Origin of the sequence: Bartonella sp. DB5-6 (genome assembly GCF_000278115.1) — a bacterium.
Classification (GTDB): Bacteria; Pseudomonadota; Alphaproteobacteria; order Rhizobiales; family Rhizobiaceae; genus Bartonella; species Bartonella refiksaydamii.
In genome coordinates, this window is sequence record NZ_JH725117.1 from 39,601 (window position 1) to 58,487 (window position 18,887).

At 38.1% G+C, this 18,887-nt stretch carries 16 protein-coding genes; 10 read left to right on the forward strand and 6 right to left on the reverse strand.

What is annotated here, in order from left to right; genetic code table 11:
- Positions 1-177: 177 nt before the first annotated feature.
- The 6 genes from clpB to MCO_RS11095 all read right to left on the reverse strand — a co-directional run bounded on the left by clpB (position 178) and on the right by MCO_RS11095 (position 8,114).
- A complete protein-coding gene (clpB, locus tag MCO_RS03965) occupies positions 178-2,787 on the reverse strand; it encodes an ATP-dependent chaperone ClpB (protein WP_007552747.1) in 2,610 nt (869 codons plus the stop codon).
- Positions 2,788-4,491: 1,704 nt separating this feature from the next.
- Positions 4,492-4,692, reverse strand: coding sequence for a DNA gyrase inhibitor YacG (gene yacG / locus MCO_RS03970; RefSeq protein WP_007552748.1), 201 nt, complete (start codon positions 4,690-4,692; stop codon positions 4,492-4,494).
- A gap of 128 nt (positions 4,693-4,820) precedes the next feature.
- Positions 4,821-5,561, reverse strand: a complete 741-nt coding sequence (locus MCO_RS03975; protein ID WP_007552749.1) for a Maf family nucleotide pyrophosphatase — start codon at positions 5,559-5,561, stop codon at positions 4,821-4,823.
- 191 nt (positions 5,562-5,752) lie between these two features.
- Entirely contained in the window at positions 5,753-5,971 is a 219-nt protein-coding gene (gene infA, locus MCO_RS03980; protein WP_004857577.1) for a translation initiation factor IF-1, read from the reverse strand.
- A 1,398-nt stretch (positions 5,972-7,369) separates the two neighbouring features.
- On the reverse strand, positions 7,370-7,951 hold the full coding sequence (locus tag MCO_RS03990) for a disulfide bond formation protein B (protein WP_007552751.1): 582 nt from the start codon (positions 7,949-7,951) through the stop codon (positions 7,370-7,372).
- 10 nt (positions 7,952-7,961) lie between these two features.
- Entirely contained in the window at positions 7,962-8,114 is a 153-nt protein-coding gene (locus tag MCO_RS11095) for a DUF5993 family protein (RefSeq protein ID WP_007552752.1), read from the reverse strand.
- A 1,689-nt stretch (positions 8,115-9,803) separates the two neighbouring features.
- Here MCO_RS11095 and MCO_RS04000 point away from each other — a divergent pair.
- From MCO_RS04000 to MCO_RS04045, 10 genes are all read left to right on the forward strand, one after another.
- Positions 9,804-10,037 (forward strand): hypothetical protein, encoded by a 234-nt coding sequence (locus MCO_RS04000; protein ID WP_007552754.1) that lies wholly within the window; start codon positions 9,804-9,806, stop codon positions 10,035-10,037.
- Between the two features lie 89 nt (positions 10,038-10,126).
- On the forward strand, positions 10,127-10,624 hold the full coding sequence (locus tag MCO_RS04005; protein WP_007552756.1) for a hypothetical protein: 498 nt from the start codon (positions 10,127-10,129) through the stop codon (positions 10,622-10,624).
- A gap of 4 nt (positions 10,625-10,628) precedes the next feature.
- Positions 10,629-10,853 carry a hypothetical protein gene (locus MCO_RS04010; protein ID WP_007552758.1) on the forward strand — a complete coding sequence of 75 codons (225 nt, stop codon included), beginning with the start codon at positions 10,629-10,631 and terminating at the stop codon, positions 10,851-10,853.
- A 13-nt stretch (positions 10,854-10,866) separates the two neighbouring features.
- Positions 10,867-12,066: an MFS transporter gene (locus MCO_RS04015; protein WP_245256839.1), complete on the forward strand. Its 1,200-nt coding sequence runs from the start codon at positions 10,867-10,869 to the stop codon at positions 12,064-12,066.
- 369 nt (positions 12,067-12,435) lie between these two features.
- On the forward strand, positions 12,436-12,819 hold the full coding sequence (locus tag MCO_RS04020; protein ID WP_371137035.1) for a hypothetical protein: 384 nt from the start codon (positions 12,436-12,438) through the stop codon (positions 12,817-12,819).
- Positions 12,820-13,257: 438 nt separating this feature from the next.
- A complete protein-coding gene (locus MCO_RS11100) occupies positions 13,258-13,350 on the forward strand; it encodes a hypothetical protein (RefSeq protein WP_245256848.1) in 93 nt (30 codons plus the stop codon).
- Positions 13,351-13,375: 25 nt separating this feature from the next.
- Complete coding sequence (locus tag MCO_RS04025; RefSeq protein ID WP_007552762.1) at positions 13,376-13,966, forward strand: disulfide bond formation protein B; 591 nt, start codon at positions 13,376-13,378, stop codon at positions 13,964-13,966.
- A gap of 623 nt (positions 13,967-14,589) precedes the next feature.
- Positions 14,590-15,366: a class I SAM-dependent methyltransferase gene (locus MCO_RS04030; protein ID WP_007552764.1), complete on the forward strand. Its 777-nt coding sequence runs from the start codon at positions 14,590-14,592 to the stop codon at positions 15,364-15,366.
- A 1,740-nt stretch (positions 15,367-17,106) separates the two neighbouring features.
- On the forward strand, positions 17,107-17,604 hold the full coding sequence (gene purE / locus MCO_RS04040; RefSeq protein ID WP_007552766.1) for a 5-(carboxyamino)imidazole ribonucleotide mutase: 498 nt from the start codon (positions 17,107-17,109) through the stop codon (positions 17,602-17,604).
- A 52-nt stretch (positions 17,605-17,656) separates the two neighbouring features.
- The gene (locus tag MCO_RS04045; protein WP_371137036.1) at positions 17,657-18,766 is read left to right on the forward strand and encodes a 5-(carboxyamino)imidazole ribonucleotide synthase; all 1,110 of its coding nucleotides are present in this window, start codon (positions 17,657-17,659) and stop codon (positions 18,764-18,766) included.
- Positions 18,767-18,887 lie beyond the last annotated feature (121 nt).

The following is an 18,887-nucleotide window of genomic DNA, read 5'->3' on the forward strand; positions in this document are numbered from 1 at the left end:
CCAAAAGACAGAGCCAAAAGACAGAGCCAAAAGACAGAGCCGCGCCTACAAAGAACTCATTAAGTAAGTATACCACACCCCCACGATTTGCCATACTTGGCAAAAACGCACAATTCTGATTGTTTCATAATGATACCCATTCAGATTTACCTTGTCAAGTTTTTTATGTTCTCATTATTACTTTTTATCAACATCATGGGCATGCTCTTCATTATCAGACAAAAAAGTCAAATGCTCACCTTCTTTTGCAATTGTCACGGTTGATTCATCGTGAATTTTTCCAAACAAGATGTTTTCTGCCATTGGGTCTTGAATTTCCTTTTGGATAATGCGTTTGAGAGGGCGCGCTCCATAGAGGGGATCATAGCCTTTATGGGCAAGAAATTGCCGAACTTCTGGTTTGATATGCAAGGTTATTTTGCGTTCATTGAGTAAATTCTGCAAATGTTGGATCTGAATATCAACGATAGCTTCCATATCTTTGCGTTGCAATCTTTGAAAGAGGATAATCTCATCAATACGATTAAGAAATTCAGGACGGAAAGCCGCTTTTACGACATTCATGACATCATTTTTTGCTTGATCAGTTGTTTGCCCTTCAGGCAACGCAGTTAAAAAATCAGCGCCAAGATTTGAAGTCATAATCAACAAAGTGTTGCGAAAATCGACGGTTCGTCCTTGACTATCGGTTAAGCGCCCCTCATCCAGCACTTGTAGCAAGAGATTAAAAATATCGGGATGGGCTTTTTCAATTTCGTCGAACAAAATGACCTGATAAGGTCTTCTACGCACGGCTTCGGTAAGCACGCCCCCTTCTTCATATCCGACATATCCGGGTGGAGCTCCAATCAAGCGCGCACCGGCATGTTTTTCCATATATTCAGACATATCAATGCGCAACATTGCGTTGGAATCTTGGAAAAGAAAAGCAGCAAGCGCTTTGGTTAATTCGGTTTTTCCCACACCAGTAGGACCAAGAAACATGAAGGAGCCGAGTGGGCGATTAGGATCTTGCAGCCCAGCACGCGCACGCCGCACGGCACGTGCTACAGCTTGAACGGCTTCACCTTGTCCTACCACACGTGTGCTAATTTCGTCTTCCATACGCAACAGTGCTTCTCGTTCTGCCTCGAGCATACGATCAACTGGAATACCAGTCCAGCGTGAAACGATGCGCGCGACATGTTCAGCAGTGACAATTTCTTCGACGAGATGATTTTGTTGGTCATCATTTTCAGCCATGTTCAATTGTTTTTCGAGATCAGGAATGACACTATAAGCCAATTCTCCAGCCCGTTGAAACTGTCCATCACGTTGTGCAATAGCCAAAGCATTGCGTGCTTCTTCAAGTTGTTTTTTCAAATCGGCAGCATGCCCCAACTTTTGTTTTTCAGCTTGCCAAGCAGTTGTCATCTCAGCAGACTGTTGTTCCAATGTATTGAGTTCATCCTGCACGGTTTGTAAACGTTCTTTTGCTGTTGGCTCTACTTCTGTTTTCAAAGCTTCTCGTTCGATTTTTAACTGGAGGATTCGCCGATCAAGTGCATCAAGTTCTTCAGGCTTTGAATCGACTTGCATACGTAACCGCGCCGCAGCTTCATCGATAAGATCAATGGCTTTATCGGGCAAGAAACGATCAGTAATATAACGGTTAGATAAACGCGCGGCCGCAATCAAAGCACCATCAGCAAGACGTACTTTGTGATGTTGTTCGTATTTTTCTTTAATCCCGCGCAAGATAGAGATTGTATCATCGAGCGTTGGTTCAGGAACAAAGACGGGTTGAAAGCGGCGCGCAAGAGCGGCATCTTTTTCGACATATTTGCGATATTCATCAAGCGTGGTAGCCCCCACACAATGGAGTTCTCCGCGCGCAAGAGCAGGTTTTAGGAGGTTAGAAGCATCCATAGGACCATCGGATTTTCCAGCCCCGACGAGATTATGCAATTCATCAATAAACAGAATGATCTGACCGGTTTCTGCTTGCACCTCAGACAGTACAGCTTTGAGACGCTCTTCAAATTCCCCGCGATATTTTGCGCCAGCGATAAGTGCTCCCATATCCAGTGCATAGAGCTGTTTATCACGTAAAGTTTCTGGTACATCACCATTAACAATGCGCAGCGCCAATCCTTCAACAATTGCAGTTTTTCCCACACCAGGTTCACCGATCAGAACAGGATTATTTTTGGTGCGCCGTGAAAGAACCTGAATAGTACGGCGAATTTCCTCTTCGCGCCCAATAACCGGATCAAGTTTTCCTTCTCGTGCATCTTTTGTCAAATCACGGGCATATTTTTGCAAGGCATCATATTGGCTCTCGGCATGGGGACTTGTCGCCGTTTTTCCTTTACGCAGAGCATCAATAGCTTGATTAAGTGCTTGTGGAGTTAATCCTCCCTTTGTTAAAATATCGGCTGTTTTTGCGGACTTTTCCATGATAAGCGCTTGTAATACACGCTCCACTGTAACAAACTGATCACCTGCTTTTTTTGCAAGGTCTTCAGCCAATGCGAAGACTTTAGCCAACGGCTGTGACAAATAAAGTTGTCCATTTCCCCCTTGCACTTTTGGCAAAGCATCGAGTGCTTGCTTGAGCGTCTCTTGAATAAGAGAGAGATCACCGCCAGCTTTTTGGATCAGTGACGCTGCTAACCCTTGGGAATCCTCTAACAACACTTTGAGAAAATGCTCCGGCATAAACTGCTGATGATCAGAAGAAAGGGCATTATTTTGTGCTGTTTGTAAAAAACCTTGCAACCGTTCGCTATATTTTTCCAAGTTCATTTTTTTCCCTTTCTTGTACCAGCCACCGCACTTTCACTCTCCAAGACACCCAAAAGGAACCGCTCCTCACAAAACACCGCGAGCAACGTAGCATAAAGAGTAACCGTAGTGCTAAAATGAATATGGGTCCTCACAAGCCCCATAACAAGAGAAAAAAAGACACAATGCCATTTTTCAACAAAACCACAGCTTTGTTATAAACGCCCCCATCCCCCCAACAGCAGAGCCATTCCCTCAAGCTCCACCATCACCACCCCTCCAGCAAATCCTCACTATAAGAGCCCCACAAGTATCCCACACCATCAACGCCTCATAATTAATAAACTGAATTTGAATGACAGAAAATAACTTATGATGGCGAACCTCACACCATCTATTTCAGGAGAAAACAATTTCACAATGAAAAAAAGAGGAACTTATCAACACCCATTTACAAGATGGTTCTTGAACACCCAATATTTTTTCCATCTTAGTGGACAATCAAGCAACCTTGAATTCCGCACTTCACAACAATCACGGCACAAGAAAAATAACCACAGGACAGCAGATTATGTATATGTCTGATAGAAAAATCTAGAAAATGATGCAAACAAACTAACCTTCTTCCTTACGGATACAAAACCCCTCACCTCGATTTTGCAAGCAAACAGGAGTGGGAGATGGATTTTGTTTCCCAACCATTGTTTTCTCACTTTCCTAATAGCTTTTTTCACCTCGATTATTTTATGGATAAAAGGATGCTTTCACTTTGAAAAAGCCTCTGTTTTTAAAACTTCTAGTTTTTCTCCCCAACCCCAACAGCCAATGCTTTCTTACCTTAAAAGATCTAGGCACTCCTCAACCCTAACACCTCATTTTCTTAGGCTTCAAATGCTCAACTTTTCGCCTTGTCCCAAACGCTAATCCTCCTAAACGCCAAAAGTCTCAGCCAAAAATCTTCGCATGTCCATTCACCCATCTCACTCTCAGCTCTAACGTACAATTCTTTGGCAATGCCCACCCTAGAGCTCCCCGTCCGCTTCAAACATCCTCCTCTTTCACATCAAAAGCTCTATTTTTAAAGTTTCAAACACGGCACCATCTTCCCTTCTTCATCACTTAAATTTACAGCTTAGACTTTCTATCCCCCCATCTTTTGTTTCCCGCAAACCTCACCATCAGTTTTTCCCCTTAGCTTCTCAATCCCCGTCCTTCTGAAACCTCAACATTGAGGTTTCTTCTAATCTCAAACTCTAAATTCCCCCCAGCACCGCATACACAATTTGTCTCCGCTTTCAAATATTCGCTTTGAGTCTGCTCATGGAAAATGTTTGATTCTCAACGTTCTTATAAACGCCTTACTATCTTCTATTCTTCTTCATCCGTTTTTTGGCGACATTGGCGACAATAGAAAGATAGACAATAGCAAGATATAAGCACCCAATTTAAATCAAGTGCCCCATACTGTCTTACCATCCCTCAACATCAATAACTCAGACTCTTCCTTCATTCCTAAACCACAGAGTCTTTCAATGCTCAAACTCTCTACTTTTTAATGCTGAATTCTATAATACCAAATACCAGCTTTTTCTTGGGCTCCAAACGTCTCATTCATCACCGCTCCCAATGCTCAAATTTTCCCCAAGCAAACCTCAAACGCCCCACTCTACTTGCTAATCTCAAACACTCGGTTCTCAACATTTTAAAACGCTTTAGCGTTTTATTTTACTCTTCTTCATCTGTTTTGTGCATTGATGACGGCAAGATATAAGCCCCCGAAAGCCACCGATTCAGATCAAGTGCTCGGCATCGTGTTGAACAAAAAGGATAGGAATTTTGTTGTGCCATCTGACCACAAATTGGACAAGGATATGGAGAACGGTTTGAGGAGGTCTCCGTTTGCGTTAAATCAGGCTTTTTTGGCATTTGTTGCACCTTTGTTATTTATTTGTGCACCTTGTTTAATTTCTTTGCTGTTTCTTTTTTCATTTAACCTTTCTGCTTTTTATGGCTTTTTATGCTTTTCCATTGGTTGTACCTAAATTTAAGTTTCTCTAGTCCATTTTTCCATTCCAAGTAGAGAGAAGTGGATAGCGATAAGCTATCAGAAGATCCATTGTTTCAGCCAACGGCAAGCCAACCACATTGGAATAAGAGCCAGCGATATGAACCACAAAAGCACCCGCTTTCCCTTGAATAGCATAGCCACCGGCTTTTCCTTCCCATTCACCAGAAGCAAGATAAGCCCTCATCACAGGAGCAGCCAACCGTTTAAACCGGACGCGACTTTCAACCAATTTTACGGTTATTTTCCCACGTTCATTCAGCGCACAAACAGCACCATAAACGTTGTGAGAGCGTCCAGAAAGAAAGCGTAAACATTCATATGCCTCGTCTTCACTCTCTGGTTTAGGCAAAATAGTCTGCCCAACACCAACTACAGTATCAGCAGCTAAAATGATCATTTTTTGCGTCAACAAAGCTTCTTGTTGGCTTCTCTTTTCTAAAGAATGCTTTTTATTTTTCTGAGCCAATGACACCTTTTCACTCTTTTTGTTATACTCCAAGAGAGTTTTTTGTGCTTTAAGGGCTTTTTCTTTTGCCAACCGTTTTACAAGAAAAGCAGGATGTTCCCTTAATTTTGGTGTTTCATCAATATTGGGTACACAAAGATTATGTGGAACAACACCCATTTGCCCCAACAGCATCAAACGACGTGGTGAAGAAGAAGCAAGCACCAATTGGATTTCTCCAGAAAGAGGCTTCCTTAAGTAAGTCTTGTCTATATCTCCCATTATTTTCCCCTCAGAGTAATTTTAAGTTCTCATCCACTTGGTTTTGGAATCATTGATTTTGTTTCATAGGCTGCAAAAACTTTTACACACTGATCACACAAATTCATTAGATCATTTTACTCTTTGGGAAGCCATAAAAACATTTTAGAAAACGCTAAGAATTTTCACAGAAAACAAAAAACACCCATAAGCTATTTATAGCGGTATGTAATGCGTCCTTTTGTCAAATCATAAGGGGTCATCTCAACCATAATTTTATCACCCGCTAACACACGAATACGGTTTTTGCGCATTCTTCCAGCGGTATGAGCAATAATCTCATGATCATTTTCTAATTTTACGCGAAACATCGCATTAGGGAGAAGTTCAGTTACGATACCAGAAAATTCCAAGACTTCTTCTTTTGACATAAACAATAATTTCCTTTACAGTGCACATAATTTTTGTAAATTGTAGGTTATTTTCAGCGTTCATAGCCCATTTTGTTGGTTTTGTGAACAAAATTCAACAAAAAGGGGGGTTTTTCTTTTTGTGTCTGTTTCCTGACACCCTCAAAAAGCTGTAGCCTCAGAGGTTTTATCTCCAGAAATTTTAGCCAATTTGTTAACACAGCCTTTTGAACAGGTTTATTAAGAGATTACTTGTCCATTCTTCGACACCCTTTCTCGACTCATCTTTTAACCATGCGTTCAACTCCCTCTCAAGCGACTTATTATCTGGCTCTTCGTTCCCTCACCCCACTCTTTGCTATCATTATTACTTCTTTCACGACCTCCCCTAAAAACCCCTTCTCTTTGAGTGTTAGCATTTACAAAATCATGCCTTCCCCTTTGCTTTTTAATTTTACAGATTTAAGTTTTTACGCTTTTATACTTTTACAGATTTAAACATTTAAAGAAAATAGTAAATCTATGAAAATGTATTGCACGACTTTGCGTCATACCATCCTCCACTAGCATAGTGAAACGGCATTGTGAGCAAGCAGAGAGCAGTCATACGAGAATATGAAATACACCACTACCACATAATCATTGCCACCGTATTTTATATATTTAAAAGGTACCTGTATTTGGTAAAATGACTCATATATGGTGTTTTTTGACAATATGGATAAACGCACAAGTCAATGGGGATTACTCATTTGCCTACCGCGTTTCTGCGATACGAACCACCGCAAAAATGTTTGTTACTCTCACAAAACAAAGGCTAAAAAAATTAAATCCAAAAATGGGAAAGAACACGTTAGCGCATAATCTTACCAATTTTAAAAACTATTGCCCAGCCTATGCAAATAAAACATGAAAAAAACAAAGAACAACACACAACAAAAAAAGAGGTCCACTCATTACAAATGAACCTCTGCGAAAATTATTCAATAACAATTTTCTAAATTCAAAACCCACCACTCCAGAAGTATTATAAACCTCAGAAGTATCCAAATGAACATTAACGAGGGCTTCGACTAACATAAAATAAAAAAAGCAACAAGAGAAAAATATACAACTCAAAAAATTTTTTCCTCTCAAAATCAGAGATTTTAATCGTTAAAATCTAAAGAGCTTTCCATATAAGATTGTCATTTAATTTTTAGCATATAAAAGCTTTCAGCTCTCTACGAATACTCTTCGCAAAATATATGGAGGAATCAATCGAGCCTGCCGCTAAAAGCGCACTCATACACAAAAGGCAAAAATCTCGTTTAAATTACTTCCAAAAGCTTTTGCAAAAAAGAAGCAGCATTCATAACATTGCTGCCTCTCTTTTTTTCACCGTTAAGATTTTCATATGTGGAAATTTATGAAAAAACTTTAAGATAAGGAAGGAAACCAATTTGCCAACAACTCATATCTCACGGGATCATCAGCACACTGCCCACCACCACATTCAAGGATAGTAGAAATTAAGTTTGCTGCAATTAAAAATACGAATAAGAAACTTGCCATTTTACTTAACATAGGAAAAGGAGAAAATGTTTTAAATTTGTGCGCCAATTCGCCTAAAATCATGAATAAAGAAACAGCAAAAATACAAAGAACTGAAATAATGAAAGCCCAAGTATAAAAATGCAATCCAAAGAACGTTGAGCCATATCCAAGATCATCTGGTGTGATATGCAAAAACACTTGCCGAGCAGCAACGATACTGGTCACCATGCAACCAAGAATAACCATACCATAATGGGTATGTTTCACCTTATGGTGAATATTGAGTAAAAATCCACAACCAGCAAGTATCAAACCAACACGTTGTAGAAGACAGAGGGGACAAGGCAGCTCAAACCTTACCAATTGATAATAAAATGCCACCACCAAGACAATGGATAATCCAACAAGTCCTAGCGTATTCATAAAAATGACAAAATGGGGGTTTTTTTGTTCAACGTTTTCCATGGCTATTCTCTCAAAAAGATAAGTTTAAAGTAGAAGTTGCGTGGTGATTAAAAGTAAGTAGAATGACAACGAATAAAATAGCCCATAGAATATAACTTACGTTTTTTTTGCCATACATAGTTGTTATTGCTGTACCTAAAGCGATTAAAAATGGAAAAAACATAGCTTGAAAATCTCCTTTCTTATTATGATGTGTAACATATTACAAAATTGGGCAAAAAAGAGACTATAGATTTCCTATTCACAATTGCCCCCTTCATTTTTATTGTCTTTAAACAACGATAGAGAAAACAATAAGAAACATAGAGCACTAAAAGTGAATATAAAGCACTTACCTGCGCACTTCCCTTATCCCTACAAGAAAGCATATTCCCCTTACCAATATCCTCTCATGATGGAAAAGCAAGCATCACTTGCTCAATATTGAGATTTTACCTCTCTCTTTTTATGAAAAAATACTTTGTATTTTTCATCTCAGTTTTGCCGCCCAAATATCTTAATTTATTACCAACAATGCTTCAAATGACGATATTCCTTGTATGTCACGAGGATTTCCTCTTTTAGCCAACAAAAAATGAAAAGCACTTCTAAAAATCTTACAACAAGCCATCCTCTCCAACACTCCACCTCCCCCTCTTCTACGACGATTTTTTAACAAATGACCATTAACACTGGTACCTTCTTGCGTTATGTGAACCACATCTCAGCAACAGCTATGCATGGTTTCAAAAAAGGAACAGAATCGCTAGAATAAGCTCTATATTGAAGAGCCTTTTTCAACAAACACCTTAACGATAGACACATCTGAAAGACAAAAAGACAAACCGCCTTGACTTCCTCCCCCACCCTAAAGAACGAAACTTCCCACGCACGCGGGTCTGTAAAAAGTCCAGCTCCTCTCGGCGACTTCCACTTGCTACCCACACATGTGGTTCACTTCATAGGCTCTATAGGCAAACCCTACCCTAAATACTTACCACACACTCTAAAACGCGTATGTTGAAATTTTACATGCCTTATATCACCGCCCTAAACAACAGTGTTTTACAGCAAATCATGATAAAAACCAACAAATCGACAAATATTAATCGAGATTTTCTTTTTGGTGTATGTGTAGAATAATTGCCCAATTTTTCCCATGTAATTCCAGTATTTTCTGTCTATCAATACATAAAATAGATATAAGAGCTCTTATTCTTGGCTTCTCAAAGAGAATGACCTTTGTTGCCATTGCACAAAAGATCTATACAAATAGCTTTAGCTTGCATTTTTTCATAAAGCTTAATGCTTTATGAGAAAGACATAACATATTATTTTTATATGGTTTTTATTTTTTTAAGTAAAATAAATATTTCTTTGTATTTTTATATTTTTAATCCAAAGGATACGAGATCGACATATTGATGAATTAAAATGTTTATACGTTGAGATTGAAGCTCTGTTTTACAAAAGGAGGACTATTATAACACAGGCAAATTTAGCTATTAATCCATTATTACAAGCAAATGAAGAAAGTGTACTAAATGTAGAAAAAGTAACACTAGAATTTTTAATAAAAATGGCAGAAGCTCAGATGGGGTTAGAAAGCGAAGATAAAATTTGTTTCATAAGCTCTTCAGTTTTTTCTGGTTAATTGATTTATTCTACCGACCTCATTAAGGTTGCCTCTAATGAGATCGTATATCATTGGGGGAGAAAGATGATTGTTTTTCGGGTTGTAACAACACATGGGGTTCGTAATTTATTTTGCCCATCAGAAGAGTTATTAGTTGAATAAGTTTTTAAAATACATGACATTCCGTATAATGCAGTGTGTGCATATAAAATTTTTCAGGATAGCAGTGTTGAGATAGTGTCTTTTCTTGGAAAAACTGTACAGCAGTTACTAGAAAATCTAGGAGAAGAAGAGCTTATTTTTAGAACAGATCGAAATATTGATTATGTCAGCTTATTAGACAGAAAGAGGAATATTTATTCTAAAGTCAATGATAAAATTGTGGCAGAATACATTTTTGATAACCATAAAGAAAAAGGCAAAGAACATGTTTTTTTAGTAAAGAAGAATGTCGTTCCTTTATCTCATTAGAAGTTCGCAAATTCAGAGATAACTTTTTTAGTTGTTGTAGCGGTAAGAAAATAATTGTTAGGGTCAGTGGGGGCAGAGATTCGAATACATTGTTACAAAATTTAATAAAAGTTGGAATACCTAAAGATTCTTTAGTTCCTGTAATGATGTTAGGAATACCAGATTGGGATAGAGGGGTTTCAAGAGCACAAAGACTCTGCGACGATATTGGTTTAGAATTGTACTTTGTTCATTCAAATGAAGTTGGCCAATTATTAGGTACCGCAGGGACAAATTGGGCAGGAAATTTTAAAAAAGCTTATCCAGAATCTGACTTAGAGGTTATTGGCACTTTAGCAGTGTGGCTGGTTTTGTCTCATGTTTCTCGAAAATTTAAAACCAATCTTGTTGTGACTGGACTTAATTTAGAAGATCTGCTTGCCGAAAGTTTTTATAATATCATGAGAGGTAAAAATATTTTACCCTTTCCTGTGTGTGAAGTAGACGCTATTCGTATTTGTTGCCCATTGTACCGTTGTCCAAAACATATTTTAGATGGTTGTTACCTGAACTATGCCTTAGAAAATTATTTGGCAAGAGGATCGTAGCCATATGTATTGGAGAGCAGTTTCCTATTATTTATCTCAATCTATGAGTACAGTGTTGCCAAGTATAGAATTTATGCTTATAGATGGCTTGAAAAAAATAAGTACGCGCAATGCATTTGAAGTCAAATTTTATGAAGAACTCGGATTTAGTGTCGAGCCATATTTGACAACAGAAGAAATCACAAAATGGCTTAGCGCTCTGTCTGGGATCGCAAAAAATGTTGCGTAATTCTGTTTTTCTTATGATTTTGATTGGAAGTTTGACAAGTTTCTGTGCTGGTGGCGTACTATCTATTGGCCTTTCTTTATTACAATTGCAAGATACAACTGGAGAGACGTCTGCCACCTTGAATATAGTTAATTTAATTGCAATTGGGATTGCAGGCATATGTTTGGGGAATATGTTAGCGCGCTATCAAGGCTTTATTATTGGGTTTTATAGTCAAATTATTTGTGCTGCCTTGCTATCTTTCTTATTATTCATAAACAATCCAGCGCTTATTTTACTTGTGTTTTTTTTACTTGCTCTCTTGAGGGGAGCTGATAACCCGAATAACAACAGTGCCTTGAACCAGCTTGTTCCAGACCCCAAACAAAAAGCAAGTGTGTTTGCATTTTATACCAGTTTCTGTCAATTTTTTATTATTATTTCTCCATTGCTTATATATTTTATAATTGCGCATTTTGGGCACAAAATAGCTATAGCCTTTATTGTGTTTATTTATCTTTTAAACGCCGGTTTATGGTTTCATATAAATTCTATACAAAAAATAAATAGGATAAAAGAACCATCAAAAAGACCAATTCAAAGATCTTATGGAGTTGGTTTTAAATGTCTTTGGCAAATTTCTGCTTTGCGGTTTTTGACGATTAATCGTATCTTGAATAATTTTCTCTATACAGGCGCTATCGTTTTATTGCCGCTTGTTCTTGCATCGATAACGTCAGATAATATAAAATTTACAGCTATTCAAAATTATATTTTTGCTTTATTAGCACTGGGCTTTGTGATCAATGGTTTCGTCTCATCCTATTATTTACGGAAATCTCCGTCTTTGATTCGTTTTTTCGTATGGGGGGCAACAGCTTTCGCAATAATTGCCATCTCTGCTGTTTTATATTTAAACTTTACCCAATACTCTCTCTATATTATGGGTTTTTTATTAGGGATTGGGCAATTTTATTTTAGGGTGTCGGGGATAACAATTGGTCAAGCTGTCACACCTAGTGAAAATTTGGCAGAGGTAATTTTGGTAGGCGATGCCAGTGTCCGTATCATAACAGCTTTATTCTCTATTGTGCTTTTATATGCAGCAAACTTTTTTTCATTTTCTGTATTATACGGCCTGTGTATATCCATAGGTTTTTGCGCGCCTTTATTTATTTTACAGGGGCTATCCATTTACTTAAAAGGCTTAGTAACCAAAAAGAGCATTGCATAAACGATATTAAATTACTACGTCAGTTTTTCTCTAATCATGGTATAAATAAAAAGTTTGTACAAATACTAATAACATTAATTTTGAATGAGCACATTGCGTGGGAAAAGCCGAGGTGACTGTTAATATCAGGTATCTCTGGTATAGGTAAAACGCATTTAGCCCATTTAATCAACGAAATCACAAATAGAACTATGGTAACCATTGATTCCAAAACTCTATCAGAAGTTGGTTATAGTGGTAAAGATCCTTCAACGATGTTTGAAGGAATATTGCGCTCTACATCAGGTAATCTAAGTAATTCCGAAAGAGGGTATTATCCATTTAGATGAATTCGATAAATTAGCTACTCATACAGATCGAGAAAAAAATATTAATGGCATTGGAATACAACAATCGCTTTTGAAGCCTTTAGATAGTTTTACTTTAAATTTTACAGTTCAAGACATATCAAGATTACGTCCTGTTACTTCAGCCAATTTGAAAACAGATAATCTAATATTCATTTTTACTAGAAGTTTTAATAGTACAGCGATATCTTCTCCAGAAGATTTAATTAAAGCTAATTTTTTGCCAAAATTAGCTTATCGTATAGCTTTTTATTTACATTTAGAAGAGTCAAATTATAATGAATTGTTAGTAAATATTCATTCAGAAGGGTTATTGGAAAAAGCAACAACTTTTGCAGCTAAATACGGCTTGAATATTTCCTTTAAAGATAATTTCGAAAAAAATGAGCACAATTTGCTTGGCTAAAAAGGCAGGGGGAACAGCCATAATATTGCGCGATTGTTGCAATTTGAACAAACTTTTTGCAAGAAAAGGTTATTTTAGTGATAAAAATAAGAACGCCTTATTCTGAATAAGAGAAATAAAATCTCAGTATTAAACCAATAACACTTGCTTTACCGTTCAAGCCATCCTTTCATGATAAGCAAAAGAAATACACTCTTTTGCTTGATGAAAAAGCTAGCATACAGCTAAACACAACAGTCAAATACCTTTATTAAAATCCTCTTTTCGGGAGCTTTATACTTCACAGTTTTTCTATAGTCATAAAAATAATGATTGTGTATAAATTAAGCTATAGCCTTTTTTTAAACATATTTCAAAATACCTTGAGTATCAGTAAGAAAGGAGATTTTAGCAATGTTTGTTCCGTTTTTAACTGCTCTAGGTACAGCGATAATGACTATGTACGGCAAAAAAAACATAAGTTATTTTTGCTGGACAATTCTGTTCATTATCACCCTTTTGATTTCTTATCATCATGTAATTTTACTTTAAACATGTCTTTTTAAAGGGAATAATCATGGATCTTGCTGAACAAAATAAGCATCGTTTTGCCATATTTATGAATATATTAGGGCTTACTGGGTTATGCGTTGTCTTGTTGTCGGCTTTCTATTATCAACTGACAAAACCTGTATCATCTGGGGTACCATGCCCTCTTTGCCTTCTTCAACGCCTTGGTTTTATAATTGCTGGTTGTGGTTTTTTATTTAATATTTTCCATAAAGTGAAAAACATCCATTATGGTATGGTTGTTCTTGGTTGCACGGTAACTTGTTTTTCTGCCGCCAAGCAGATCTTTTTACAGATCACGCTCGGTAACCTTGGAGATGGTCCAACGCTCTTTGGAATGCGTCTTTATATCTGGGCATTTATGATTGCAATTCTTTATATTGTTATGGTTTCCTTCATCATTATTTTAACTGAATTGGTGCACAAATTTAAAGTGTTTGCTCTTTTCCCGCTGTTTAGCAAAATAACAAGTTTCCTCTTTGTGTTTTTAATTGCGGCAAACTTGCTTACTGCTCTACTTGAATGTGGAACTAGTCAGTGCACCGGTAATCCCATAAAATATGGGATGTTCTTCAATAGGGTTTCTTTTTCGTTTTAAAGGCTTTTGCCATAGACTTTCAATCTGTGCGACTTCTCTGAAACGGAAACAGCCACATTTGTGGAGAATATGAAGTTTGATGGGCAAAAGCCAATGCCCATCTTTGCCATCACTCTTTGACTTCGGCTTTACGTCATATAGAGCCCCCAGAGCCCCTTTTGACATCGCAAGAAAATTCACCTCCAGAGACCTTCTCAGCAAAAATCATGCAACATGGAATCTTAGCTTAACTGCGATTGCGCTGTAAAACGCACCATTTGAAGAAGGGGTCTTTCAAACCCATATTGATCGTTGCGTAAACGATCAAACCATTCCCTTATCAGTAAAGTAATTTCAGGAGATTGGCAAATAAAAATAGTTTTTATTTATAAACTTTATTTTTTAATGAGAGGCTGTCCGCCTCTCAAACTCTCCGGAACGCTCACCAAAATCATGACATCAAAACCGCGTTTAATGAGGGAGATGCCGGCTCACCATCTAAGCATCCATTTTATAGAAGAAAAGAGTGAAGGCATCAAAGGGCAGTTTCATTCATCCCTCCTTTAGAATTTATGCTTAACGTACTAGCCAAAGAAGAGCTCCTTAATTATGTATGTCAGCTGTTGTAAAGAGAATCATACCCTATGATAAAAAGCGTTCAATCGCAAAGTGAAAAATTTGACGGCTTGGCTGATGATTATGATCGCTATCGTCCGCGCTATCCCCTGACCTTATTTAAAACCATGCTCCTTCCTTTTAAGGACAAAAAGCATTTATCTATCGTAGATGTGGGGGCTGGGACAGGTATCGCATTAGAAGGGATTATCAAACTTCTAGGCAACGAACACCAATATCATGCTATCGATATATCGACAGACATGATAAAGCAGGGGCGAAGAAAGTTTCCTACTATACAGTGGCATCAAGGCCGAGCAGAAAGCCTCTTGTACCAAATCGATAAGGTCGATCTTGTCGTTGCAGCGCAAGCATTTCAGTGGATGGACCGTCCCAAATTGCTTTGCGCTGCCTCAAACCGACTCCGAGCCTGCGGTGTAATGGCGGTCATTCAAAACAATCGCGATTTTAAGCATAGCAAATTTCTTGCCGCTTACGAAACATTGCTAGAGGAGATGTCTCCTCACTATTCCCGTTATTATCGTAATTTTGATTTTGTGCAGGAAATGAGCGATGGCTTTGGAGTAAAACCAGAAAAGGTTGCTTTACATACGCACAATTGGACAATGACAATCCCTTCCGAAGCCTTTTTGGGGATGAGTCGCTCCTCAACCCAAGCGCAACGCGCCATTGCGAGCCACAGGGAGGAATATTTGCGACAATTGAGTACATTGATAAAACAATACGAAGTGCGAGGAAATTTAGAACTTTTGTATCGAAGTGAACTCTACATATATGCAAGATAATCTTGCATATATGGTTTCCTTTGCTACCTTTCGGCGCACAAAAACAAGCGATGTGCAGAAAATTCACGCTATTATTAAGCTATCAAAACGCGAACTTGAAAAACATTTAAACAGCTTTTCTCTCCCAGTCTCAAACGAACACCTCGTTGCATTTGATCTTCACTGTTCACTTGGTGAATGAAAACCCTCAACAGGAAGCATATTATCTATGTCATAGCATTTGAAGAAGAGCATTTCTTTGATCTTCTGCTATATAATAATTGATTCTGATTACCGACAGATTGGGCTAGGAAAAGCGTCCATGATATCCAAAGCCCGCAAACATCAAATTAGAAGCATTAAAATTGTTTTACGCAAAACCCTTGCATATAGTCTCCCTTAACCAATCACGACTTGTTTTGTACTTCTCACAAGAGGATTTTTTGACTCTAAGAACCAAGACTTGTTAGTCCTCTCAATAAACGCGGGGACTGATGACATAATTTGGGAGAGCGATTATTAAAAATTTGACAGACACCCTGCCTCTCAGAAAAAAACAAACAAAGGCTATTTAAATCCTTATTACCAACCTTCTGAAATTATCTTATTAGCAAGCAAGTGGTTCTAGTCGTATACGCAACGATTAACAGAAGGCTGAAAGCCTGAAACCTAAACATAAAATGAGCCCACTCTGTAGGCATCTCCGAATTCCGAGAGTCTTTGCTATATTCAGGTGTGATAAGCACTAAAAGCAAAAAGCTGATTTGAGTTCAGTACTTTCAGACTCTCGGAATACTGATGCGCGGGTGCTCGCACCCCACGGGGGGTGAGGTGCCAGCTAAAAATCCACATTTTAATGACATTTCTATGAGATAAAAGTTCATTTTAGGCAAGAAATGTTGAAAATGTCTCAAAAACAATGAGGTCACCATTTAAGTGTAACCTTGCAACAAATCCAAAAGTATAAAAAAGGAACAAATCGTGTAAACGCAGGGCGCTTAAAAGAAATTGCCTCTATATACTGGATATCCCACTTACTTTTTTTACTCTGATCTTTCAACAAAAGAAAATACCTCGTATCACTGTGATGAGGGAGTATCGAGCAAAGAGGAATACTTGCTTTTGAAAAATTTTAGAGAACTCACACCTAGAAAATAAAAGGCAATTTTGTGCTTAATTTCTCATGAGCATAAAATTTTTTAAATATTCTCTTGCTAAATAATAAAATATCATATAGGTTTCATTTCAGGGAAGGGGTTATAGAAAGTTCCCCCCAGGAATACCCCAATGTAGCCTCCTTCTCTCTATTTTAAAAATCATAAAAAATTTCGTCCCTTTCCTTTGTTTGCCAAAGAATAATCTGTTTGTGCTAAGCGCATTTAGGGAAAATTTTTGACATCTTAAAATCTTAAGAAATCCCATTTAATTCCGATTTAAATAAGAGCTTTTTTCATCATCTGATTTTTATTGGTTATTTTTTGCAATGTTGTAGATTGTTCAATGTTGTAGATTGTGCAATTTTTTTTCAAACGCTTCAATCATGAATCAAGAAGCAACACGCTTAAAAAGAAAAAACCATCATCATTCCCTCACGCATCTGTAAAAACTCTGTTTGTGAAAACTATATTCCCTCCTATAAAGCGCCCTAAAAAAACTGTTACCTATCATCCCTCTCCCAAACATTGGCTTTGCAAAAAAAATGCAAAACTTTTAGAAAAAGAAGGCTAAAGAATCGCATTAAACACTTGAAAAGGATATGGAATGACTAAAAACTCATGTGATGTAGCGATTTTAATGGGCAGCCAATCAGATTGGCAAACAATGCGCCATAGCGCAGATACTTTGGAATGTCTTGGTATTTCTCACATTTCACATATTGTCTCGGCACACAGAACCCCTGAACGTCTTTACCACTTTGCGAAAGGAGCAAAAGCGGCAGGTTTTAAAATTTTAATTGCCGGTGCGGGAGGTGCAGCGCATCTTCCTGGGATGTTAGCAGCACTTACTCCTCTTCCTGTTTTTGGCGTTCCAGTGCATACCCAATCTTTATCTGGTCAAGATTCTTTGCTTTCAATTGTGCAAATGCCAGCAGGCGTACCCGTTGGTACCCTAGCAATTGGCAAGGCAGGTGCTATTAATGCCGCACTTTTAGCAGCAGCAGTTATGGCGGTTTACGATGATAGTCTAGCACAGCGGTTACAAGATTGGCGTCAGCAACAAACAGCCAGTGTCGCGCAAACTCCTATAACAGAGATTTAAAATGACACAATCCTCCCACACATCCAACTTCCCTACTCCCAACATCTCTACCATGTCCCGCATTTCTCCCACATCCACAATGTTACCTCCAGGCAGCACAATTGGTTTAATAGGCGGAGGACAATTGGCACGCATGTTAGCCATAGCGGCAGCGGAACTAGGGTTTCGCACTGTTGTTTTTTGCCCCGAAACGGATTGCCCAGCGGCACAAACAGCAAACGATCATATTGTTTCACCCTATGATGATACTTCAGCATTAGATCATTTTATTTCTCTATGTGATGTTGTAACCTATGAATTTGAAAATCTTTCGCTTGAAACGGTTCAATATATAGAAAAAGCTAAAAATATTTATCCCTCTTCTAAAGCGTTAGAAATCACCCAAGATCGGCTTTTTGAGAAGCAATTTTTGCAGGCTCAAGGCATCCGCACGGCATCATGGCATGCTGTTGACAATATTTCCTCTCTCCTTTCAGGTCTTTCAGCATTAGGCGAACGTGGTCTTTTGAAGACACGCCGTTTTGGCTATGATGGAAAAAACCAAATCATGCTGGATCACCCAGATGAACAAGCGCTTGACGAAGCCTTAAAGAATTTTCAGAAACAGCCCTCGATTTTAGAAGGGATTGTTCCTTTTTTATCGGAAATTTCGGTTCTTTCGGCACGCACGAAGCAAGGGGAACATATTTTTTATGATTGCCCTGAAAACCAGCATAAAAACGGCATTCTTCACAAATCATTTGTTCCATCACGTATTCCGCTTAAGGTGCAAAAGCTTGCACAAGAAATAAGCGTAGGAGTGATGGATGCTCTCAATTATGTTGGTGTTCTTTGCATTGAATTTTTTGTCTTGATAGATGGGGATCTTTTAGTGAATGAATTGGCGCCTCGTGTTCATAACTCTGGTCATTGGACGCAAAAGGCGTGCGTAACTTCACAGTTTGAACAACATATCCGTGCGATTTGCGGACTTCCCCTAGGCAGCACATACCGTCATAGCAATTGTCAAATGATTAATCTCCTTGGAAATAATCTTAGCGATTTCAAATATTTTCTCACACAAGAGAGCACATCGGTGCATTTATATGGCAAAAGCTCCGTTCAACCATTACGCAAAATGGGGCATATCATCCAATTAACAGGACCAGCCACAAAATTTTGACAAGAATGCCTCTCTCAACAAAACACTCATTCTCACACACACATAAATAAAAGAAGGGCTCCTCTCTTAAGCCCCTCTAAGCACCCCCCCAGCAGCTATCACCTCTTATCCTCAATGACCT